We start from the raw sequence: 20,824 nt of genomic DNA on the forward strand, positions 1-20,824 counted from the left end.
TGCGGCGCTGCCGCCTACTTGACGTACCAAGGCGGGAGGATGGGCGCCAGCGCGCCGAACAGCGGCGGCTTGCCGTGGCGGTATTCGTTGAGCAGGTTGAGGTCGGTGATGACGCCGGGCGGTTCGGCGGCCCGCAGGCCGGCCAGGTAGTCGGCTGCCGGCCGCAGCGGCTGGTTGAGCAGCCGCCAGGCCACCTCGGGCTTGGTGAAGGCGCGCTCGGCGAAGGTCGCTCCCCCGCCGGTGCGGCAGGCGCGGAGCACCGCCTCGGCCTGGTCATGACGCTGCAGCGGGCTGTCGCTCATGTAGGCGAAGTTGCTGTAGCGCGCCACATGGCCGAAGACCGCCTGCGCCGTTGCATAGGCATCCGGGCTGTCGGTCGTGTTCATGGCAACGATGCCGCCAGGGTTCAAATGGCGCTGCGTTTCTTGCAGGTACTCCCTGGAGAGCAGCATGGCGGCATAGGCCCGCCAGTGGAAGGTGGTGTTCTGGAAGATCAGGTCGTAGCGCTGGTCCGCGTGGGCGCGCAGCCAGCGCCGGCCGTCGTCGATGTGCACGCGAACGCGCGGGTCGGCCAGCACACCCGCCACCGCGGGATGGCGCGAGATCAGCTCACGGTAGCCCGGGTTGATCTCGACCACGTCGACCTGCTCGACACCGGGGAAGCCGAGGATGGCCGCGGTCCAGGCCCCCGTGGACAGGCCGATGACCAGCACCCGTTTCGGCTGCGGATGCAGCACCGCCATCAGGTAGGCGCGGTCAAGGCCATTGGAGTTGATCGCCATGTTCACATTGATGCGGCCGTCGTAGGCATTGCCGCCGTAGGTGACGTCGCCGGTCGCGCCGCCGGCCGTCACGTGGAGGATGCCGTGCTTGTTCTGGATCTGGTGGACCAGCTCGCCTTCACCCTCGGCCACCTTCTCAATGACCTCCAGCGGCCGGGCGACCAGGGCCGCGCCCAGCAACAGCAGCAACACCGGCATCGCAAACCAGCTGGCCTGGCGAGGCCGGACTCGCAACAGGGTCAGCAGGCTCAGCGAGGCCGTGGCCGCCGCCACCAGCGCCCAGGCGGCCTCGACCCGCAGCAGATCCAGCAGCCAGAAGCCGGCCAGCAAGGGACCGAGGGCCGAGCCCATCACATTGGCCAGATAGACCTTGGACACCGAGCTGCCCAGGCCGGCCTCACTGTCGTTGGAGCCCAGGTGGTGGACGATGGGGAACAGCACACCCTTTGCACCGGCCGTGACGGCAATCATCAGCATCAGGAACGCCAGGCGCTCGGGTGATTCGCCCAGCAGCGGAGCCATCAGCTGCAGGGCCATCAGATCCAGCGCCGCGGCCCAGCCCAGAGCGCGCGCCGCGGCGGCCAGCAGGTCCGGGCTGCGGCCACAGATCCGCCGGCCCACGATGGCGCCCAGCGAGATGCCGATCAGGAAGGCGGCCAGCACGATGGCAAAGGCCTGGGGCCGGCCCTGCTGGCCGAAGCCGACGAAGCGCACCCAGAAGATCTCCTGGCTTAGCGACAGCAGGCCGACGCTGAACGACAGGCCCAGGGCCAGCTTGCGCACCGACATGGAGGTAGCGGCGCTCATGCGGCGCTCCGTTCGCGCAGCGCGCTGGCAACGATCAGGCTGGCCGTGGCGTTGAGTCCCGCCGCCAGCCAGACCGCCTGGCGCAGGTCCATCCAGTACAGCAACACAAATCCTATGGCGAAGGCCCCGGTCGCGGCGCCCAGCGTGTTGATGAAGTAGAGCGCGCCGGTGGAGACGCCGACGTTGCGCGAACTCTTCCAGGCATGGGCCACCAGCATCGGCAGGGTCGCTCCCATGCAGACCGTGGGCAGCAGCAGCAGGGCGAAGCTCAGGGCGGCAGCCGCCGGCCGGGCCAGGCCGGCGAACAGCGAGGCACAGGCCTGCAGCAGGTCCACGCTGACCAGGCCATAGGCCGCGATGGCCCCTTCGAACAGGCAGAAGGCCAGCAGGATGCGGGCCGGCCAGCGGTCGGCCAGCTGGCCGCCCAGCAGGGCGCCCAGGCCCAGTCCGAGCATGAAGGTCGAGACCACGATGGTCACCGATTCGATGTCCACGCCGACCACCGCGAACAGCAAACGCTGCCAGGCTAGCTGGTAGACCAGGGCCGCAAAGCCCGAAAGGAAGAACGCAGAGGCCACGCGCAGGGTGGCAGGAGATCGCTGGGTCAAGGCCTGGCCTCTCGTGGCTGGGAGGAATGGGTGGCCGATGCTAACCGCCCGGACCGGGCCCGGGCTGCACACATCTGGGGCGCGCACCAGACTGGCGCAAAAGCCAAAAATGGGCCATCGTGGTGCATCGCAGACGCCGGAGCGCCCCTGGTCTGCTACCACCCGGCCGCTACTCCCCGGGGAAAGCCGCACCAGGTCGCGCTGGCACGGAAGCTGCAAGAGCCGCTGCGATTGCTGTTTGCCATCCTGACCATTCCCCAATCAAGGAGTCCTGCGCATGAATCACAAGCCCGTTCTCGCCGCCCTGGCCCTGGCCTTGAGCGCCACCGCGATGCCCGCCTTCGCCGACGCGGCCCCGGATCCGCTGTCGTTCAACGTCAGCCTGACCACGGACTACCGCTACCGCGGCATCTCGCAGACCCGCCTGAAGCCGGCCCTGCAGGGCGGCGCCGACTATGCCGCGCCGAACGGCTTCTACATCGGCACCTGGGCCTCGACCATCAAGTGGATCAAGGACGGTGGCGGCGACGCCCCGGTCGAGCTGGACGTTTACGCCGGCTACAAGACCGAGCTGGCCAAGGACCTGGCCCTGGACGTCGGCGTGCTGCAGTACTACTACAACAAGAACAAGCTCAACCCCAGCGCCAACACGCTGGAGGTCTATGGCGCCCTGACCGCCGGCCCGATCACCGCCAAGCTGTCGCTCAGCACCAGCAACCTGTTCGGCTTCGCCGACAGCAAGAACTCGGCCTACCTCGACATCAGCGGCAACTTCGACCTGGGCGACGGCATGACGCTGACGCCGCACGTGGGCCACCAGAGCGTGCGCCATGGCAAGGCCTACAGCTACACCGACTACGGCCTGACCCTGGCCAAGGACGTCGGCAACGGCGTCGTCATCTCGGGCGCCGTGATCGGCACCGACACCGACGCCTATGTCGGCCCCTCGTCCAAGAACCTGGGCAAGGCCGGCCTGGTGCTGGCCGTCAAGAAGAGCTTCTGAGACAGAACAACGCGGCCCCTCGTTGGGCACATGCTAGGAGTAGCAAAACATGAAACTGATCACCGCCGTCATCAAGCCCTTCAAGCTTGACGAAGTGCGCGAAGCCCTGAGCGCCATCGGCGTTCAGGGCCTGACCGTCACCGAGGTCAAGGGCTTCGGACGCCAGAAGGGCCATACCGAGCTGTACCGCGGGGCCGAGTACGTCGTCGACTTCCTGCCCAAGGTGAAGATCGAAGCGGCCGTGGCCGACGACGTGGTCGAGCAGGTCATCGAGGCCATCGAGTCCTCGGCCCGCACCGGCAAGATCGGCGACGGCAAGATCTTTGTCTCGCCGCTGGACCAGGTCGTCCGCATCCGCACCGGCGAGACCGGCGCCGACGCTCTTTGACAAGCTCGTTGGAGAACAAAAGATGAAGAAACTTCTCGCCTCCCTGGCGCTGGCCGCCGCGGTGTTCGCGCCGGCCGCCTGGGCCCAGGACTCGGCGGCTTCGGCCCCGGTCGCCACGACGGCCTCCGCTCCTGCCGCTGCTGACGCCGCTTCGGCGCCGGCCGCAGCCGCCTCTTCGGCCGACGCCGCCTCCGCAGCCGCCGCTCCGGCCCCGGTGCCCAACAAGGGCGACACCACCTGGATGATGGTCGCCACGCTGCTGGTGATCATGATGACCGTGCCCGGCCTGGCGCTGTTCTACGGCGGCCTGGTCCGCAGCAAGAACATGCTGTCAGTGCTGATGCAGGTGATGGTCGGCTTCTCGCTGATCGTCGTGCTGTGGGTGCTGTACGGCTACAGCTTCGCCTTCACCGAGGGCAATGCCTTCATAGGCGGCACGGACCGGCTGTTCATGAAGGGCATTTGGGACAACGTCGCCGGCACATTCTCCAATGCAGCGACCTTCAGCAAGGGCGTCTACATCCCCGAGATCGTGTTTGCGGCCTTCCAGGCCACCTTCGCCGGCATCACCGCCTGCCTGATCATTGGCGCCTTCGCGGAACGGGCCAAGTTCTCGGCCGTGCTGCTGTTCCTGGCCCTGTGGTTCACCTTCAGCTACCTGCCGATCGCCCACATGGTCTGGTTCTGGATGGGTCCGGATGCCTACACGGCCGCCACTGTGGTGGACGAGATGAACGGCAAGGCCGGCCTGATCTGGCAATGGGGCGCGCTGGACTTCGCCGGCGGCACCGTGGTGCACATCAATGCCGCCGTGGCGGGCCTGGTGGGTGCCTACATGATCGGCAAGCGCGTCGGCTACGGCAAGGAAGCGTTCACGCCGCACAGCCTGACCCTGACCATGGTCGGCGCCTCGCTGCTGTGGGTGGGCTGGTTCGGCTTCAACGCCGGCTCGGCGCTGGAAGCCAACGGCTTCGCCGCCCTGGCCTTCATCAACACCTTCGTCGCCACCGCCGCGGCCGTGCTGGCCTGGTCCATCGGTGAAGCCCTGCTCAAGGGCAAGGCCTCGATGCTGGGTGCAGCCTCGGGTGCCGTGGCCGGCCTGGTCGCCATCACTCCGGCCGCCGGCAACGTCGGCATCGGCGGTGCCCTGGTGATCGGCTTCGTCGCCGGCTTCGCCTGCCTGTGGGGCGTGTCGGGCCTGAAGAAGCTGCTGGGTGCGGATGACTCGCTCGACGTGTTCGGCGTGCACGGCGTCGGCGGCATCGTCGGTGCCCTGCTGACCGGCGTGTTCAACTCGCCGGCCCTGGGCGGCCCCAGCGCCGTCGGCGACTGGGTCGCGGCCAGCATGATCGCCCCGGATGCCTACAGCATCGCCGGCCAGGTCTGGACCCAGGCCAAGGCCGTGGGCGTGACCATCGTCTGGTCGGGCGTCGTGTCCCTGGTGGCCTACAAGATCGTCGACCTGGTGATCGGCCTGCGCGTCACCGAGGAAGAGGAACGCGAGGGCCTGGACATCGTCGCCCACGGCGAGACGGCCTATCACAAGTAATCCGGCAGAGCAGTTGCCTGATGCTTCAGGGCCACCTTCGGGTGGCCCTTTTTCATTGCGGCGGCCCGCCGAGGCATTGCGTGGGCCAAGGGCTTGTGATGTGGCTTCCCACCCCCAGATGCCCTGTCCCTAGAATGGTCCACCGACCTCCAGAGACGAAGCCACAAGCCATGGTCCCCCACCTCATCACCGCCCTCACTGGTCCGATCAACGAGCTGGAGCAGCGCATCCTGGAGTCGATGCCGGCGATCGAGCGCTGGTTCCGGCTGGAGTGGATGGAGCACACGCCGCCGTTCTACACCTCGGTGGACGTGCGCAATGCCGGCTTCAAGCTGGCGCCGGTGGACACCAACCTGTTCCCGGGCGGCTTCAACAACCTGACGCCCGAGATGCTGCCGCTGGCGGTGCAGGCGGCGATGGCAGCCATCGAGAAGATCTGTCCCGAGGCCAAGAACCTGCTGCTGGTGCCCGAGAAGCACACGCGCAACAGCTTCTACCTGAGCAATGTCGCGACCCTGGTGCGCATCTTCACCCAGGCCGGCCTGAACGTGCGCCTGGGCACGCTGGACCCCGAGGTCACCGAGCCCACCGAGCTGCTGACCGCCGACGGCGGCACGCTGACCGTGGAGCCGCTGCAGCGCAAGCGCGGCCGGGTCACGCTGAAGGACTTCGACCCCTGCACCATCCTCCTGAACAACGACCTGTCGGCCGGCATCCCGCAGGTGCTGGAGAACCTGCACGAGCAATACCTGCTGCCGCCGCTGCATGCCGGCTGGGCCGTGCGCCGCAAGACCAAGCATTTCGCGGCCTACAGCAATGTGGCCAAGAAGTTTGCCAAGCTGCTGGGCATGGACCCCTGGCTGATCGACCCGATGTTCGCGGCCGGCAGCGAGCTGAACTTCGCCGACGGCACCGGCATTGACGCCTTGCAATCGCAGGTCGATGCCCTGCTGACCAAGATCCGCCGCAAGTACAAGGAATACGGCATCCAGGAGAAGCCCTTCGTCGTCGTCAAGGCCGACGCCGGCACCTATGGCATGGGCATCATGACCGTGCGCGACGCCAAGGACCTGGACGCGCTGAACCGCAAGACCCGCAACAAGATGAGCGTGATCAAGGACGGCCAGGAGGTCTCCGAGGTCATCATCCAGGAAGGCGTGACCACCAACGAGCGCGTCAACGACGCCGTGGCCGAGCCGGTGGTCTACATGATGGACCGCTATGTGGTGGGCGGCTTCTACCGGGTCCATGCCGAGCGCGGCGTGGACGAGAACCTCAACGCCCCGGGCGCCAGCTTCGTGCCGTTGGCCTTTGCCGAGAGCTCGCAGCTGCCCAAGCCGGGCGAGAAGCCGGGGGTCAGCGCCCCCAACCGCTTCTACATGTATGGCGTGATCGCCCGCCTGGCCATGCTGGCCGCCAGCTACGAGCTGGAGGTCACCGACCCCGAGGCCGAGATCTACGCCTGAGGCTTGAGCGAGTGGGTCACGCGCGACTCGTTCTTGCCCATGGTGCTCGAGCCATGGTTGCGTGATTCGCTCTTGAGCATGACCAGGCGGTCCGCGACAAAGCCGAACTGCTGTTCCTCCTCGCCCTGGCTCTCGAAGCTGAAGACCAGGAAGGCACGGCCGGACACGGACTCGCGCACCTTGGCCGCCAGCGGCACCCCCTGCGGACCGACCCACAGCTCCAGCGTGCCGCTGTAGTTCTTGACTGCATCGGCGAATTGGCCGCTCATCTTCTGCTTCTCCAGGTCGAAGCTCAGCAGCGTGGCCGGTTTGCCCTGCCAGGCCTCGACCTTCTCGCCCTTGAGCTTGGCCCGGTCCAGCAGACGGCCCAGCTTGGCAGCCGGATTGAGCAGCTCGCGCAGATTGCTGTTGTCCAGCTTGGCGATGCCGCTCAGGGTCACGGTCTTGGTCTTGGGGTCGCGGGCCTTGTTCTGTGCCTCGGCTTCGCCGCGCTGCAGCAGCTCGCGCGCATACATCACCCGCAAGCCCTGGGGGCCGTCCTCGACCTGGACCGCGGCCTCGCCCTGCTGCTCTTCCAGGTCCTTGCCCTCGCCATTGCGGCTCAGCGACTTGACCTCGATCACGGCCTTGACCGAGGCCTGGCCCTGTTGGGCCAGCACGGCGCGGACATCGGCCAGCGTGTCGGCCTGGGCCAGCAGCGGCAGGCTGCAAAAGGCCAGCGCGGCCAACGAGATGGGGTTCTTCTTGTTCAGCATGGGGCTCCCTCGGGTTTCAGGTCGTGCGCTCATCGCACGGGCGCCGAAGTATAGGAGGCGATCCAATCCAGCCAGCGCCCGTGCGGATGCGACCAGGCCAGCGGCTCGTGGATCAGCTCGCCCTGCTCGGCACGCTGCAGACTCCAGAGCGTGGCGCTGCCGGCTTCGGGGCCTTCGGGAGAAAGATCCGGCCGCACCAGGCCGGGCGGATGCAGGGCAGCCATCTCGGCATTCAGCCAGACCAGGCCGCGGCTGCGCACCAGCTCGGCGACCCGCTGGTAGTGCAGTGCCAGGCCGTCCTTGTCGAAGTAGAAGAGCACCCAGCTGTTGAGCAGCACCGGCTGGACGCCGGCCGGCAGCCGGTCCAGCCATTCGACCAGCAAGCCCAGGCCATCGGCCGCCCGCTGCACCGGCCAGGCCGAGGCTCGGGCCAGGCCAATGGCCAGCTTTAGCCTCAGTGTGCGCTCACGTTCGCTGGGCCAGAGGCAGGCCTGCAGCCAGCGGACCTCGGCCGGATCCGCCAGGTCGATCGGATGAGGATCCACGCCCAGGCGGTCGCCGAGCCGGAAACCGGCAGCCTCGCCCGGCGGCGGCCCGCCGCGCCATTCGCAGCGAATCAGCGGCCGGCCGGGCTCGGGGTGGGCGCCGCGCTGGAAGTCGCCGTAGTCGTAGCGGTAGGCATCGACGCCCAGGTTCAAGCCGGCGCTGCTGCCGAAGTCGAACAGGGCCAGGTCCGGCCGACCGGTGACGCGGGCGATGTGCTGCAAGGCCGGCCAGAGCACGGCGCAGCGGCCGGTCTCGTTGGTCTGTGTGCTGCGTCGGCGCAGCGTCTCGACGAGTGCATGCCGATGGCGTTCGACGAAGTCGAGCAACAGGGCTGGCAGCTCGGCGTCGGGCGCCCGTTCGCCGCCGACGCTGCCGTAGTAGGCCGCCAGCCCATGTCCCACCGCGGCCAGTACTTGCTCATGCAAGGCGGCCAGCAACAGCACGGGCTTGCGCTGCGTGGGCGGGGCTTCGTCCATCAGGGCCAGCAGCTCCGGCGTCGCGGCGATGCAGCGGCTCAGCGCCTGGTAGAGAGGATCGTGGGGGCATTCGCGCTCGGCGAACCGGCGAAAGAATTCGGCGATGTCCATGGCCCGCAGCCTAGGGCCAGGTCGGGTAGCGCCAGGCAGCCGATCCGGCATGAAGCCATGCGCCCGGGTTTGCGCCAATGACGGGGCCGTCCGCTCGGCCGGACACTGCCGCCCAGTCCGGGCTTGCAGGAAAGAGTGACATGAACGACGTCGTCAGCACCAACGACAGCAACGACCGCACGCTGGCCATCCTGGCCCACATAGGCGGGCTGTTGACGACCTGGGTCGCGCCGCTGGTGATCTATCTGATCAAGAAGGGCGAGCCCGGCGGCGGCGGCTTCGCTGCCGACCAGGCCCGCGAGGCCCTGAACTTCCAGCTCACCGTTTTCATCGCCTACTGCGTCTGCTGGGTGCTGGCCTTCGTGCTGATAGGTATCCTGCTGTTCTGGGTGGTCGGCCTGGTGAACCTGGTGTTCTGCATCGTGGCCGCGGTCAAGGCCAGCAGCGGCGTGGCCTACCGCTACCCGTTCGCCTTCCGGCTGATCAAGTAATCAAGCGCCCAGCGCCGCCTCGATGTCGGCGCGCAGCTTTTCCGGTTCGTCGCCGGGCGCATAGCGCTTGAGCACCTGGCCATTGCGGCCGACCAGGAACTTGGTGAAGTTCCACTTGATCAGCTCGGTGCCCAGCAGGCCGGGCTTCTCGCCCTTGAGCCATTGCCACAGCGGATGGGCGCCTTTGCCGTTGACCTTGACCTTGGCCATCATCGGGAACGAGACCCCGTAGTTCAGCTCGCAGAACGAGGCGATCTCGTCGTTCGTGCCCGGGTCCTGGCCGCCGAACTCGTTGCTGGGGAAGCCGATCACCACCAGGCCGCGGGCGGCGTAGTCCTTCCACAGCTGCTCCAGGCCCTGGAACTGGGGCGTGTAGCCGCAGGCGCTGGCGGTGTTGACGATCAGCAGCACCTTGCCGCGCTGGCTTGCCAAGTCGGCCGGCTTACCCTCGATGGACAGGGCGTGGAAGTCGTAGATGCTGCTTTCGGCCATGGCCATGCTCCGCGGGAGAAAGGGGCGATATTAGGGCCGGTTGGATCGCCGCAACACTTGGGTCTTGTCCTCACGATCAGGGCTGGCAAAGCCAGGGGCCACCGCCACAATGCCCCCCGGGGTTTACCGCATGGCGGACCGAGGGAGGCAGGCCTTCCAATCGGGGCGCCGTTCAATCCCTCGCTGTACTTCGATAGTCTCGCGATATGGAGCCTGCCTTTGGATCACCTGGCCTGTTTCTCGCCTGAAGATTTGCGGTCCAAACCGGCCGCCCTCGAGGGTTTCCGCTGGCGCCTCTTGGCCCAAGGTGATTCGTGGTTCTCCACCGCTGCGGCGCAAGCCCACGGCAATCTGCTGCAGGAGCTGATGTTCAAGCAGCCGGCCGCGGCGCTGAATTGCGCGGGCCGGGGCGAATCACTGTCCCATGTGGTGGATCTGGAAGCGGCCCCCGAATTCGTGCGCCTGCTGGGCGACACCTCGGCGCCGGCGTGGGACGGCATCCTGCTGTCGGTCGGCGGCAATGACGTGATCGCCGCCGCTCAGACCCCCGCCCATCTGCCCGACGGCAGCGAGGTGCCGCTGGAAAAGCGCCTGCTGCGCCGCCAGACCGAATGGGGCCCGCCCTCGGCCGGCGTCGGCCGCTATTTCTCGGAGCCGGGCTGGACCACGCTGGCCGACTACCTGCGCACCAATCTGCGCCACCTGATCAGCCTGCGCGACCAGGGACCCAGCGCCGGCAAGCCGATGTTTGTCCACTGCTATGCCGTGCCCATGCCGCGCCCGGCGGCTGCCGAGGACGGTCGCGGCCCCTGGCTCTATCCCATGCTCAAGGCCTATGCCGTGCCCAGCGCCGACTGGCTGGCCGTGAGCCGCCTGATGGTGATGCACCTGGCCCAGCTGCTGAAGAGCCTGGCGGCCGACAAGGAGCAGTTCCCGCACCTGCATGTGTTCGACAGCACCTCGGTGCCCCTGGCCACGGCCACACCGGGCTCCAGCGGCGTCAGCGGCGACTGGCACAACGAGATCCATCTGAACCACAGCGGCAGCTTCAAGATTGCCCGGGCCTGGTCCGAGGCGATCGAGAACGTGCTGGTGGGGCCGCCGCCCAAGCCGGTCAAGGCAGGCAAGGGTCGCTAGGCAACTCATTCGGGCCGAGCGCCGGGCCGCTCCCAAGCCGGCCCCTTGTGGCGATGTGATTGCCGGTCGATCCGGCAAGCATCGCCGTCCCCTCGGGGGACCGGCCAAGGTACCCCTTGGCCGAGGGGCTCAATCAATGCCCGCAGTCGCTGCGGGCGATCTCCAGCAGGCGTTCGACCTCGGGGCCGTGCTTGACGCAGTTGTTCTGGTGCCAGCGGCGTATCAGCCACATGGTGCCGGCCACGATCAGGCCGAACACGGCGATCGCCGCGAAGGCCGACAGGCCGCCCTTGGTCATGCCGGTGTAGAGCGCGCCCAGGGCCAGGATGCAGGCCTGTTCGTTGAAGTTCTGCACCGCGATGGAACGACCGGCGCCCATCAGGTTGTGGCCGCGGTGCTGCAAGAGCGCATTCATGGGCACGACCAGGTAGCCGCCCACCAGGCCCAGCACGATCAGGAAGGGCACGGCCACGTAGAGACTTGTCGCCACATTCAGGCCCATCACCAGCAGGCCCATCGCAATGCCCAGCGGGATCACCGCGGTAGCCCGCTCCAGCCGCATATACATAGAGGCCACCACGGCACCGACCGCCGTGCCTATGGCGACGACGCCGCCCAGGTTGGAGGCCTGGGTGGTGGTGTAGCCCAGGGCCGCCGCGGCCCAGGGGAAAAGAATGATGCGCAGATTGCCCGACACGCCCCAGAACAGCGTGGTCGTGGCCAGCGAGATCTGGCCCAGCTTGTCCTGCCACAGCCGCGAATTGCAGCTGGCGAAGTCGCGCACCAGCTCCAGCGGGCTGGTCGAGAGCCTTTGCAGCGGTGTGCTGGTGCGCGGAATGTAGAGATTGAAGACGGCGGCAATCGCATACAGCGCCACCAGGCTGCAGATCGCGGCCTCGGGCGGCGTGTCTATGCCGGTATCGAAGAAAGGCAGGTCCAGGCCCAGCAGCATGGGCGAGAGCTGCGGGCCGACCAGCTGGCCGCCCAGCAGGATGCCCAGGATGATGGAGGCGATGGTCAGGCCCTCGATCCAGCCATTGGCCTTGACCAGCTGCGAAGGCGGCAGCAGCTCGGTGAGGATGCCGTACTTGGCCGGCGAGTAGGCGGCGGCACCCAGGCCCACCACCGAATAGGCCAGCAGCGGATGCATGCCCAGCAGCATCATCAGGCAGCCCGCCACCTTGATCGTGTTCGAATAGAACATGACCTTGCCCTTGGGCACGGCGTCGGCGAAAGCGCCCACGAACGGGGCCAGCAGCACATAGAACAGCGCGAACATCGGGCCCAGAGCCGGAATCTGCCAGGCGGGCGCATGCGTGCTCTTCAGCAGTTCGATGGCTCCAACCAGCAAAGCCTGATCAGCCAGCGAGCTGAAGAACTGCGCTGACATGATGGTGTAGAAGCCTTTTTTCATGTACCCATCGATTACTGCGGGGGGTCGGCCCTGCACCCGGTGGGCACAAGCTCTCTCGATCTGTCCAGGCCGCGAAAAGGCTGGCTGAGGCCGTTCGCAGCAGCGGGTTTATAGCATGCCCCCCATAGGTGGGACAGTCGAATAGCGCCCGCGTTCGCGGGTGTCTGGAGGGGCCTGGAGCCTGGCCGCAACGATCGGCAGGCCCGGGGCCGGATGCCACAATTCCGACATGCCGCGCCCCATCGAAGCCCTGATCCATCAACGATCCCTCGCCCACAACCTGGCCCGCGCCCGCGCCTCGGCCCCGGACGCCCGGGTCTGGGCCGTGGTCAAGGCCAATGCCTACGGCCATGGCATTGACAACGTGTTCGAGGCGCTGCGCGGCGCCGACGGCTTTGCCTTGCTGGACCTGGACGAGGCCCAGAAGCTGCGCGAGCTGGGCTGGCGCGGCCCCATCCTCTTGCTGGAAGGCTGCTTCGAGACCCGCGACCTGGAGCTGTGCTCGCGGCTGCACCTCTGGCATGCGGTGCATTGCGAGCAGCAGATCGACTGGCTGGCGATGCACAAGACGCACGAGCCGCACCGGGTCTTCCTCAAGCTCAACAGCGGCATGAACCGCCTGGGCTTCACGCCCGCCGCCTTCCGCGCCGCCTGGACCCGGCTGAACGCCCTGCCCCAGGTCGACGAGATCTCGCTGATGACCCATTTCTCCGATGCCGACGCGCTGCGCAAAGGCACGGATGGCATCGCCCACCAGCTCGCCGCCTTCGAGGCCGCCTGCGCCGACCTGCCCGGCGAGCGCTCGGCCTGCAACAGCGCAGCCACCTTGCGCCATGCGGCGCGCGTCGGCGGCGACTGGGTGCGCGCCGGCATCATGACCTACGGCGGCGTACCCGATTTCCCCGAGCACGATGCCGCCCATTGGGACCTGCAGCCCGGCATGACGCTGCGCTCCAAGATCATCGCCGTCCAGCAGCTGCAGCCTGGCGACACCGTCGGCTACGGCAGCAGCTTCACCGCCGACAAGGCCATGCGCATCGGCATCGTGGCCTGCGGCTATGCCGACGGCTACCCGCGCCATGCCGGCAGCGGCACGCCCGTCCTGGTCGACGGCCAGCGCTCGGCGACCGTGGGCAGGGTCTCCATGGACATGCTGGCGGTGGACCTCGACGCCCTGCCGAACAGCGGCTTCGGCAGCGAAGTCACGCTGTGGGGTCAGGGCCCCAAGGGCAACGTCCTGCCTATCGACGAGGTGGCCCAGGCCGCCGGCACGATTGGCTACGAGCTGATGTGCGCCGTGACCCGGCGCGTGCCGGTCACGGTCGAGCGGATCGAGCACTGATGAACCTGCACTGGACGCCGGCCGACTGGGAGCTGGAGTTCACGGCCATCCGCGCCAGCGGCCCCGGCGGCCAGAACGTCAACAAGGTCTCGAACGCGGTCCACCTGCGCTTCGACATCGCTCGCTCCAGCCTGCCGGCGGTCATCAAGGAGCGGCTGCTCAAGCTCTCGGACCAGCGCATCACCAACGAGGGCGAGGTCGTGATCAAGGCCCAGGACTCGCGCAGCCTGGAACAGAACCGGGCCGAGGCGGTGCGGCGCCTGGTCGAGCTGGTGCAGAGCGTGGCCCACACGCCCAAGGCGCGGCGCGCCACCAAGCCGACCTATGGCTCGCAGCAGCGCCGGCTGGAGGGCAAAAGCCAGCGCGGCGATGTCAAGCGCGGGCGGCAGCCGGTGCGCGAGTAGCCAGCCAGACGCAGCCCAGACACAGGGCCATGCCGGCCACGGCCAGCACCGTCGGCTGCCAGCCTTCCAGCAGGGCCGAGATCCCCAGCGCGATCACCGGGATCACCACGCCGGTCAGTGCCGCGCCGGCCGCGCCCTTGCGCTGGGCCAGCTTGAAATACAGCACGAAGGCCGCCACCGAGCCCAGCAGGGTCAGGTACAGCAGGCTGGCCACATAGCGCAGACTGGCATCGAAATGCAGGCCGGCACCGGTGACCAGCGACAGGAACACCAGGAACAGCGAGCCATAGCCCATGCTCCAGGCCAGGATGGGAATCAGCGGCAGCGAGCGGCGCGTCAGCGTGAGCGTCAGCACATTGCCGGTGCAGGCCGCGACCACGGCGCCCAGGCCCAGCGTGAGCCCCAGGGCGGCGGTCGGCCGTGCGCCGGTGGCGGCGATCTCGGGCCAGAAGATCATGGTCACGCCGGCCACGCCGCCGGCCGCGGCCAGCAGGAAGCGGCGCGTGACCTGCTGGCCGAAGAAGATGCGGCCCGACAGTGCATTGCCGAACACCATCAGGCAGAACAGCACGGCCACCAGGCCGCTTGGGATGTGACGCTCGGCCTCGTAGACGCCCCAGTAGTTGCCGCTGTACTGGACCACGCCGGTGGCCAGCATCAGCCAATGGGCCGAGGCCGGCAGCCGTAGCGTCTCGCCGCGCCAGGCAGCCAGGCCGAACAGCAGCAGCGAAGCCAGGGCAAAGCGCCAGGCCACCGAGTTCAAGACCGGCACCGCGCTGTCCAGCTGGAACAGGATCACATGCCAGGTGCTGGCCCAGATCAGGGTCGGGGCCCAGAACAACCAGCGGGTGGGAATGCCTTGTTGCGAGGGAGCTGCTTGATCTGCCATCGTCGTTCAGGCGCTGCGCTTGAACGTGGCCAGCAGCGCGCCGGCGGCGATGAACAGCGAGCCGAACACGCGGTTCATGGCCTTGATATGCGAAGGCGAACGCAGGGCGGCCAGCACCTTGGCGGCCAGGGCGGTGTAGCCAGCCATCACCACCAGGTCGGTGAAGCACAGCGTGGCGCCTATCACCAGATACTGCGGCGCCAGCGCGGCGTGCAGGTCGAGGAACTGCGGCACCACGGCCAGCAGGAAGACCGTGCCCTTGGGGTTGACCGCGTTCAGGCCCCAGCCGCGCAGCACCAGCTGGCGGCGCGTCACCTGGCCGGCCTCCTGATCGGCCGCCACCATGGGTTTGGCCGGCGCGCGCCACTGCGCAATGCCCAGCCAGACCAGGTAGGCCACGCCCAGCCACTTGACGATGGCAAAGCCCAGCGAGGAGGCGGCGATCAGCGCGCCCAGGCCGGCACCGACCAGCACCACCTGGGTCAGGATGCCCAGCACCAGGCCGAAGGTGGTGAAGTAGCCGCGCCGGAAGCCATGATTGAGACCCGAGCTCATCGCGGCGACAGCGCCCGCACCGGGCGAGAGGCTGATCGCCCAGGAGGCGGCGAAGAAGGTCAACCAGACAGAGAGGTCCATGGCGCTACTGCTTTGTAAGTTCGTACGTTCCAAATGAAGACAGGGCCGGCAGGCCCTGACGGAGAAGCGTTTTAGCACGGCGACGCCGGCCACGCAGCAAGTCAGGCTTTGGCCGCGACAATCGCCCCCCATGGCCAAGGACAAGACCCTCTTCAGCTGCACCGAATGCGGCGGCACCAATGCCAAGTGGCTGGGCAAGTGCCCGCACTGCGGCGCCTGGAACACGCTGACCGAGACCCTGGCCGAGACGCCGGGCAAGAACCGCTACCAGGCCCTGGCCAAGAGCCAGGCCGTGGCCACGCTTTCGGAAATCGAAGCCACCGACGTGGATCGCACGCCCACCGGCCAGGAGGAATTGGACCGGGTGCTGGGCGGCGGCATCGTGCCCGGCGGCGTGGTGCTGATAGGCGGCGACCCGGGCATCGGCAAGTCGACGCTGCTGCTGCAGGCGGTCGAAGCCCTGTCTCAACAGGTCAAGGTGCTCTACGTGACCGGCGAGGAAAGCGGTGCCCAGGTGGCTATGCGCGCCCGCCGGCTCGGCCTGGTCGGCGCCAATGTGCGCGTGCTGGCCGAGATCAGCCTGGAGAAGATACTCGCCACGATCGAAGAAGAAGCGCCGGCCTTCTGCGTGATCGACTCGATCCAGACGCTGTACTCCGAGCAACTCAGCTCGGCCCCGGGCTCGGTGGCGCAGGTGCGCGAATGCGCGGCCCAGCTGACCCGCACGGCCAAGGCCGGCGGCTGCGCCATGGTGCTGGTGGGCCATGTCACCAAGGAAGGTGCCCTGGCCGGGCCGCGCGTGCTGGAGCACATCGTGGACACGGTGCTGTACTTCGAGGGCGACACCCACAGCAGCTACCGTCTGGTGCGCGCCATCAAGAACCGCTTCGGCGCGGTCAACGAGATCGGCGTGTTTGCGATGACGGACAAGGGGCTCAAGGGTGTCAGCAACCCCAGCGCGATCTTTCTGTCCACCCATGCCGAGCCGGTGCCCGGCTCCTGTGTGCTGGTGACTCTTGAGGGCACAAGGCCGTTGCTGGTCGAGCTGCAGGCCCTGGTCGATGGTGGCGGGCCCAGCCCGCGCCGGCTCTCGGTGGGCCTGGAGCGCGACCGCCTGGCCATGCTGCTGGCCGTGCTGCACCGCCATGCCGGCGTGATGACCAACGACCAGGACGTGTTCGTCAATGCCGTGGGCGGCGTGCGCATCAGCGAGCCGGCGGCCGACCTGGCCGTGATGCTGGCCATCCAGAGTTCGCTGCGAGGCAAGGCCCTGCCCAAGGGCTTCATCGCCTTCGGCGAGGTCGGCCTGGCCGGCGAGGTGCGACCGGCGCCGCGCGGCCAGGAGCGACTCAAGGAGGCGGCCAAGCTGGGCTTCTCCATCGCCGTCGTGCCCAAGGCCAATGCGCCCAAGAAACCGATTGAAGGCCTGCGCGTGCTGGCCGTCGAGCGCATCGAGGAAGCCATCACCGCGCTGCGCGAGTTCTGACCCATTCCTCCCAACCGCCGTTCGCATGCCATGAAGCCAGGATTCGCCGCCCTCCCCGAGCCGCCCTACTACGCGGTGATCTTCACCAGCCAGCGCACGCCCGGCGATGCCGGCTACAGCGAGGCCGCCGAGCGCATGCTTGCGCTGGCAGCCCAGCAGCCGGGCTACCTGGGTGTGGAGAGCTCGCGCGGCGCCGACGGCCTGGGCATCACGGTGTCGTACTGGGCCAGCCTCGAAGCCATCGCGACCTGGCGGGCGCAGATGGAACATGCGGCCACGCGCGACCAGGGCCGGGCCCAGTGGTACGAGCACTATGAATTGCGGGTCGCCAAGGTCGAGCGCGCCTATGGCTGGAGCCGGGGCGAACCCGAACCCCGCCCGTAGAATCGGCGGCCACTGCATTCAAGCAAGCAAACCGGCTTGCGCAAGGAGTAGCCCCCATGTCCATGGAAGACCGCGACGGCAAGATCTGGATGGACGGCCAATTGGTCGATTGGCGCGACGCCAAGATCCATGTCCTGACCCACACGCTGCACTATGGCTGCGGCGCCTTCGAGGGCGTGCGCGCCTACAAGACGGACAAGGGCACGGCCATCTTCCGCCTGCGCGAGCACACCGAACGGCTGTTCAACAGCGGCAAGATCCTGCGCATGAAGATCCCCTTCACGATCGAACAGGTCGAGGAGGCGCAAAAGGCCGTGGTGCGAGAGAACCAGCTGGAAAGCTGCTACCTGCGCCCGCTGATCTGGATAGGTTCCGAGAAGCTGGGCGTCAGCCCCAAGGGCAACAAGGTCCACGCGATGGTGGCCGCCTGGAGCTGGGGCGCCTACCTCGGCGAAGAGGGTCTGAAGCGCGGCATCCGCGTCAAGACCAGCAGCTACACGCGCCATCACGTCAACATCACGATGACGCAGGCCAAGACGGTGTCCAACTACACCAACTCCATCCTGGCCAACATGGAAGCCACCGACGACGGCTACGACGAGGCCATGCTGCTGGACGCCTCGGGCTTCGTGTCCGAAGGCGCGGGCGAGAACCTCTTCGTCATCAAGAACGGCGTGGTCTATACGCCCGACCTGTCGGCCGGCGCGCTCAACGGCATCACCCGCAACACCATCTTCCACATCTGCCAGGACCTGGGCCTGAAGCTGGTGGAGAAGCGCATCACCCGCGACGAGGTCTACATCTGCGACGAGGCCTTCTTCACAGGCACGGCCGCCGAGGTGACGCCGATCCGCGAGCTGGACCGCATCGAGCTGGGCAGCGGCTCGCGCGGCCCGATCACCGAGAAGATCCAGACCGCCTTCTTCGACATCGTGAACGGCCGCAACCCCAAGTACGCTCACTGGCTGAGCCTGGTTTGAATTCGAAGTAACAAGATAGAAAGCGCAAGAGCAATGAGCAGCAGCCCAGCAGCAAAGGCCGTGGTCGAAGTGACGGCCAAGGAAGTCCAGGGCCCCGGCGTGGTGGCCTGCCCCAATCCCAAGATGCCGCTGTGGAGCAACCACCCGCGGGTCTTCGTGGACGTGACCCACGAGGGCGGCGGCAAGTGCCCCTACTGCGGCACGGTCTACCAGCTCAAGGCCGGGGAAGTGATCCACGGCCATTGAGGCCGGTGATCAGCGCGCGACGGCCCGGGTGAGCAGGTAGTCCTGGACCACCAGGTTGTCGGCGAAATACGGGGCGATCAACGCCTCAAGCTCGGCACGCACCGCCGCCAGCTTGGCGGCATCGCCGGCGAGGCTCTCGACCAGCTTCTGGATAGGTCCAATCGAGGTTTCCATGAACAGGCGGTAATGCGCCGGGCTCAGCATGGGCACGGTCATGCGGCCGCGGCCGAAGAACGGCGGCTCGAAGCCCGCCGCCAGTCGCTCGGTGACTATGGCCGGAATGCCCCAGAGCGGCGGCGGCATGGCGCCGGCCGGCGGTGGCGGCGAATGCTTGGCGACGAAGCTGAAGGTACGGCCTATCAGGTGCTCCGGTGGCCAGGTGGCGAAGGCAATCCGGCCACCCGGCTTGAGCACGCGGCGCATCTCGGCCACCGCCATTTCCGGGCGCGGCGCAAACATGTGGCCGAACTGGCTCAGCACCACGTCGAATTCGCCATGCTCGTACGGCAGTTGCTCGGCATCGCCTTCGCTGAAAGCGATGTTGCCGAAGCCGGCCAGGGCCGCGTTGTCGCGCGCATGGCTCAGCAGGGCCGGCGTCAGGTCCAGCGCCCGAACCTTGGCCCCGGCCCGCGCCGCCGAAATGGCGACCACGCCGGTGCCGCAGCCGACATCCAGCACCGCCTCGCCCGGCCGCACGCCGGCGAAGCGCACCAGGTTGGCGGCTTCCGGCGTGGTGAAGGTGGCGGTGGGAGCGAACGACGCCCACATCTCGCGCTGGCGCTGCTTCAGCTCGGCAAAGGGATCCTGGCCCATGGCGATCTCCATCTGGCGGGCCTGGACAAGGGCCGGCCCCGGACGCGCCCGCGACGCCGGGTCGGCTGAGGAAGAAGCCTCGCCCTGGATCGGGCGGGGCGTCGATATTACGCCGCGCCCCCGGCGCAAAGATGGCCTGCGCAGGCGCTCTCCCTACAATGCAGGCATGCCTCACGCCGCCGTTCCCTCCTCCGTGCTGCTCGCCTCGCCCGAGGCCACCGAGCAGCAGTTCTACGAAGCGCTGCAGCACGCGGACCTGGAAAAGCTGATGGGCGTCTGGTCGGACGAGGACGAGGTCTCCTGCGTTCATCCGGGCGGTCCGCGCCTGGTGGGCCTGCGTGCCATCCGCGCCGCGTTCGAGACCCTGTTCGGCCAGGGACCGATCACCGTCCACCCCGAACGCGTGCGCCGCCTGCAGACCGCCGAGACCGCCGTCCACCAGGTGCTGGAGCGGGTGCAGGTGGCCGGCCCCGAGGACAAGCCCCAGACCGCCTGGGTGATCGCCAGCAATGTCTACGTGAAGACGGCCCTGGGCTGGCGCATGGTGCTGCACCATGCCAGCCCCGGCAGCGCCAGCGACGTGCAGGAGCTGAGCGAAGGCCCGGCCATCCTGCATTGAGCGCATCGCAGCGACCCAGCCTGCAATACCGCGCCCCGCTGTGGTTGCCCGGTGGTCAGGCCCAGACCATCTGGCCGGCCCTGTTCTCGCGCCGCATAGAGGGCCCGGCGCCGCGGTTCCGGCGCGAGCGCTGGCACACGCCCGACGGCGACTTCATCGACGTGGACTGGCTGGACGAAGGCCAGGCCGCGCCCGGCGCGCCGCTGCTGGTGCTGTTCCACGGGCTCGAAGGCAGTTCGCAGAGCCACTATGCCCAGGCCTTTGCCTGCGTGGCCCGTGAGCGCGGCTGGGCCTTTGCGCTGCCGCATTTCCGCGGCTGCTCGGGCGAGCTGAACCTGGCGCCGCGCGCCTACCACTCGGGCGACCATGAAGAGATCGGCTGGATGCTGGGTCGCTTCAAGGCGGCGCACGACGGCGATCTGATCGCCGCCGGCGTCTCGCTCGGTGGCAATGCCCTGCTGCGCTGGGCCGAGGAGGCGGGCGACACGGCTTCAGACATCGCCCGCGCGGTCAGTTCGATCTGCTCGCCGGTGGATCTGGCGGCTTGCGGTCGCGCCATAGGCCGCGGCTTCAATCGACTGGTCTACACCCGCATGTTCCTGCGCAGCATGGTGCCCAAGGCGCTGAAGAAGCTGGACCAGCATCCCGGCCTGTTCGATGGCGAGCGCCTGCGTGAGGTGCGCGACCTCTACGAATTCGACAATCTGTTCACCGCACCGCTGCACGGCTACCGCGACACCGAGGACTACTGGGCCCGCGCCTCGGCCAAGCCGCATCTGCACCGCATCCGCATCCCGGCCCTGGTGCTGAATGCCCGCAACGACCCCTTCGTGCCAGCCGATTCCCTGCCCACGCAGGGCGAGGTCGACAACGACAGGGTGCGGCTGTGGCAACCGCCGCATGGCGGCCATGTGGGCTTCCCGGCCGGCTGGCCCCCAGGCCAAGTGATGGGCATTCCGCAGCAGGTCTGCGCCTGGCTGGCACAGGCGCTCTAGACTCG

23 protein-coding genes are annotated in these 20,824 nt (G+C 67.9%); 14 read left to right on the plus strand and 9 right to left on the minus strand.

What is annotated here, in order from left to right; translation table 11 throughout:
- Positions 1 to 14: 14 nt before the first annotated feature.
- Positions 15 to 1,589, minus strand: coding sequence for a fused MFS/spermidine synthase (locus tag QT382_RS19735; protein ID WP_289255835.1), 1,575 nt, complete (start codon positions 1,587 to 1,589; stop codon positions 15 to 17).
- On the minus strand, positions 1,586 to 2,197 hold the full coding sequence (locus QT382_RS19740) for a fused MFS/spermidine synthase (protein ID WP_289255836.1): 612 nt from the start codon (positions 2,195 to 2,197) through the stop codon (positions 1,586 to 1,588). Before QT382_RS19740 ends, QT382_RS19735 begins: the two co-directional genes overlap by 4 nt.
- 277 nt (positions 2,198 to 2,474) lie before the next feature.
- Here QT382_RS19740 and QT382_RS19745 point away from each other — a divergent pair, with 277 nt between their 5' ends.
- From QT382_RS19745 to gshA, 4 genes are all read left to right on the plus strand, one after another.
- The gene (locus QT382_RS19745; protein ID WP_289255837.1) at positions 2,475 to 3,200 is read left to right on the plus strand and encodes a TorF family putative porin; all 726 of its coding nucleotides are present in this window, start codon (positions 2,475 to 2,477) and stop codon (positions 3,198 to 3,200) included.
- Between the two features lie 49 nt (positions 3,201 to 3,249).
- Positions 3,250 to 3,588 carry a P-II family nitrogen regulator gene (glnK, locus tag QT382_RS19750; RefSeq protein ID WP_289255838.1) on the plus strand — a complete coding sequence of 113 codons (339 nt, stop codon included), beginning with the start codon at positions 3,250 to 3,252 and terminating at the stop codon, positions 3,586 to 3,588.
- Positions 3,589 to 3,610: 22 nt separating this feature from the next.
- Positions 3,611 to 5,137 (plus strand): ammonium transporter, encoded by a 1,527-nt coding sequence (amt, locus tag QT382_RS19755; protein ID WP_289255839.1) that lies wholly within the window; start codon positions 3,611 to 3,613, stop codon positions 5,135 to 5,137.
- Positions 5,138 to 5,307: 170 nt separating this feature from the next.
- On the plus strand, positions 5,308 to 6,603 hold the full coding sequence (gene gshA, locus QT382_RS19760) for a glutamate--cysteine ligase (RefSeq protein ID WP_289255840.1): 1,296 nt from the start codon (positions 5,308 to 5,310) through the stop codon (positions 6,601 to 6,603).
- Here gshA and QT382_RS19765 read toward each other — a convergent pair.
- Positions 6,594 to 7,358 carry a hypothetical protein gene (locus tag QT382_RS19765; RefSeq protein ID WP_289255841.1) on the minus strand — a complete coding sequence of 255 codons (765 nt, stop codon included), beginning with the start codon at positions 7,356 to 7,358 and terminating at the stop codon, positions 6,594 to 6,596. The two genes, gshA and QT382_RS19765, sit on opposite strands and share 10 nt — an antisense overlap.
- A 29-nt stretch (positions 7,359 to 7,387) precedes the next feature.
- Positions 7,388 to 8,491: a DUF2332 domain-containing protein gene (locus tag QT382_RS19770; RefSeq protein ID WP_289255842.1), complete on the minus strand. Its 1,104-nt coding sequence runs from the start codon at positions 8,489 to 8,491 to the stop codon at positions 7,388 to 7,390.
- Between the two features lie 140 nt (positions 8,492 to 8,631).
- Between QT382_RS19770 and QT382_RS19775 the strand changes: the two genes are divergently transcribed.
- Positions 8,632 to 8,982: a DUF4870 domain-containing protein gene (locus tag QT382_RS19775; RefSeq protein WP_289255843.1), complete on the plus strand. Its 351-nt coding sequence runs from the start codon at positions 8,632 to 8,634 to the stop codon at positions 8,980 to 8,982.
- Here QT382_RS19775 and QT382_RS19780 read toward each other — a convergent pair whose 3' ends face one another.
- Entirely contained in the window at positions 8,983 to 9,474 is a 492-nt protein-coding gene (locus tag QT382_RS19780) for a glutathione peroxidase (RefSeq protein ID WP_289255844.1), read from the minus strand.
- Positions 9,475 to 9,771: 297 nt separating this feature from the next.
- Between QT382_RS19780 and QT382_RS19785 the strand changes: the two genes are divergently transcribed.
- Complete coding sequence (locus tag QT382_RS19785; protein WP_289255845.1) at positions 9,772 to 10,611, plus strand: hypothetical protein; 840 nt, start codon at positions 9,772 to 9,774, stop codon at positions 10,609 to 10,611.
- 133 nt (positions 10,612 to 10,744) lie between these two features.
- On the opposite strand, the gene lplT is transcribed toward QT382_RS19785, so the two are convergent.
- Positions 10,745 to 12,025: a lysophospholipid transporter LplT gene (gene lplT / locus QT382_RS19790; protein WP_289255846.1), complete on the minus strand. Its 1,281-nt coding sequence runs from the start codon at positions 12,023 to 12,025 to the stop codon at positions 10,745 to 10,747.
- Between the two features lie 229 nt (positions 12,026 to 12,254).
- Here lplT and alr point away from each other — a divergent pair, with 229 nt between their 5' ends.
- Together alr and arfB are read left to right on the plus strand one after the other, a co-directional pair.
- The gene (gene alr / locus QT382_RS19795) at positions 12,255 to 13,367 is read left to right on the plus strand and encodes an alanine racemase (RefSeq protein WP_289255847.1); all 1,113 of its coding nucleotides are present in this window, start codon (positions 12,255 to 12,257) and stop codon (positions 13,365 to 13,367) included.
- The gene (gene arfB / locus QT382_RS19800; RefSeq protein WP_289255848.1) at positions 13,367 to 13,771 is read left to right on the plus strand and encodes an alternative ribosome rescue aminoacyl-tRNA hydrolase ArfB; all 405 of its coding nucleotides are present in this window, start codon (positions 13,367 to 13,369) and stop codon (positions 13,769 to 13,771) included. Before alr ends, arfB begins: the two co-directional genes overlap by 1 nt.
- Here arfB and QT382_RS19805 read toward each other — a convergent pair.
- Both QT382_RS19805 and QT382_RS19810 read right to left on the minus strand, forming a co-directional pair.
- The gene (locus QT382_RS19805; RefSeq protein ID WP_289255849.1) at positions 13,740 to 14,660 is read right to left on the minus strand and encodes a DMT family transporter; all 921 of its coding nucleotides are present in this window, start codon (positions 14,658 to 14,660) and stop codon (positions 13,740 to 13,742) included. The genes arfB and QT382_RS19805 overlap by 32 nt on opposite strands.
- 6 nt (positions 14,661 to 14,666) lie before the next feature.
- Positions 14,667 to 15,296, minus strand: a complete 630-nt coding sequence (locus QT382_RS19810; protein WP_289255850.1) for a LysE family transporter — start codon at positions 15,294 to 15,296, stop codon at positions 14,667 to 14,669.
- Between the two features lie 130 nt (positions 15,297 to 15,426).
- Here QT382_RS19810 and radA point away from each other — a divergent pair, with 130 nt between their 5' ends.
- Genes radA through QT382_RS19830 form a run of 4 tightly spaced genes read left to right on the plus strand, consistent with a single transcriptional unit; the run spans position 15,427 to position 18,392 of the window.
- On the plus strand, positions 15,427 to 16,782 hold the full coding sequence (gene radA / locus QT382_RS19815; RefSeq protein WP_289255851.1) for a DNA repair protein RadA: 1,356 nt from the start codon (positions 15,427 to 15,429) through the stop codon (positions 16,780 to 16,782).
- Positions 16,783 to 16,812: 30 nt separating this feature from the next.
- Positions 16,813 to 17,166 carry an antibiotic biosynthesis monooxygenase family protein gene (locus QT382_RS19820; RefSeq protein WP_289255852.1) on the plus strand — a complete coding sequence of 118 codons (354 nt, stop codon included), beginning with the start codon at positions 16,813 to 16,815 and terminating at the stop codon, positions 17,164 to 17,166.
- Between the two features lie 56 nt (positions 17,167 to 17,222).
- Positions 17,223 to 18,146: a branched-chain amino acid transaminase gene (locus QT382_RS19825; RefSeq protein ID WP_289255853.1), complete on the plus strand. Its 924-nt coding sequence runs from the start codon at positions 17,223 to 17,225 to the stop codon at positions 18,144 to 18,146.
- A 33-nt stretch (positions 18,147 to 18,179) separates the two neighbouring features.
- Entirely contained in the window at positions 18,180 to 18,392 is a 213-nt protein-coding gene (locus QT382_RS19830) for a zinc-finger domain-containing protein (protein ID WP_289255854.1), read from the plus strand.
- A 9-nt stretch (positions 18,393 to 18,401) separates the two neighbouring features.
- Here QT382_RS19830 and QT382_RS19835 read toward each other — a convergent pair whose 3' ends face one another.
- A complete protein-coding gene (locus QT382_RS19835) occupies positions 18,402 to 19,205 on the minus strand; it encodes a class I SAM-dependent methyltransferase (protein ID WP_289255855.1) in 804 nt (267 codons plus the stop codon).
- Between the two features lie 166 nt (positions 19,206 to 19,371).
- Here QT382_RS19835 and QT382_RS19840 point away from each other — a divergent pair, with 166 nt between their 5' ends.
- A complete protein-coding gene (locus QT382_RS19840) occupies positions 19,372 to 19,824 on the plus strand; it encodes a YybH family protein (protein ID WP_289255856.1) in 453 nt (150 codons plus the stop codon).
- Positions 19,821 to 20,819, plus strand: coding sequence for a YheT family hydrolase (locus QT382_RS19845; protein WP_289255857.1), 999 nt, complete (start codon positions 19,821 to 19,823; stop codon positions 20,817 to 20,819). Before QT382_RS19840 ends, QT382_RS19845 begins: the two co-directional genes overlap by 4 nt.
- Positions 20,820 to 20,824: the final 5 nt, after the last annotated feature.

The organism is Pelomonas sp. SE-A7, assembly GCF_030345705.1.
Classification (GTDB): domain Bacteria; phylum Pseudomonadota; class Gammaproteobacteria; order Burkholderiales; family Burkholderiaceae_C; genus JAUASW01.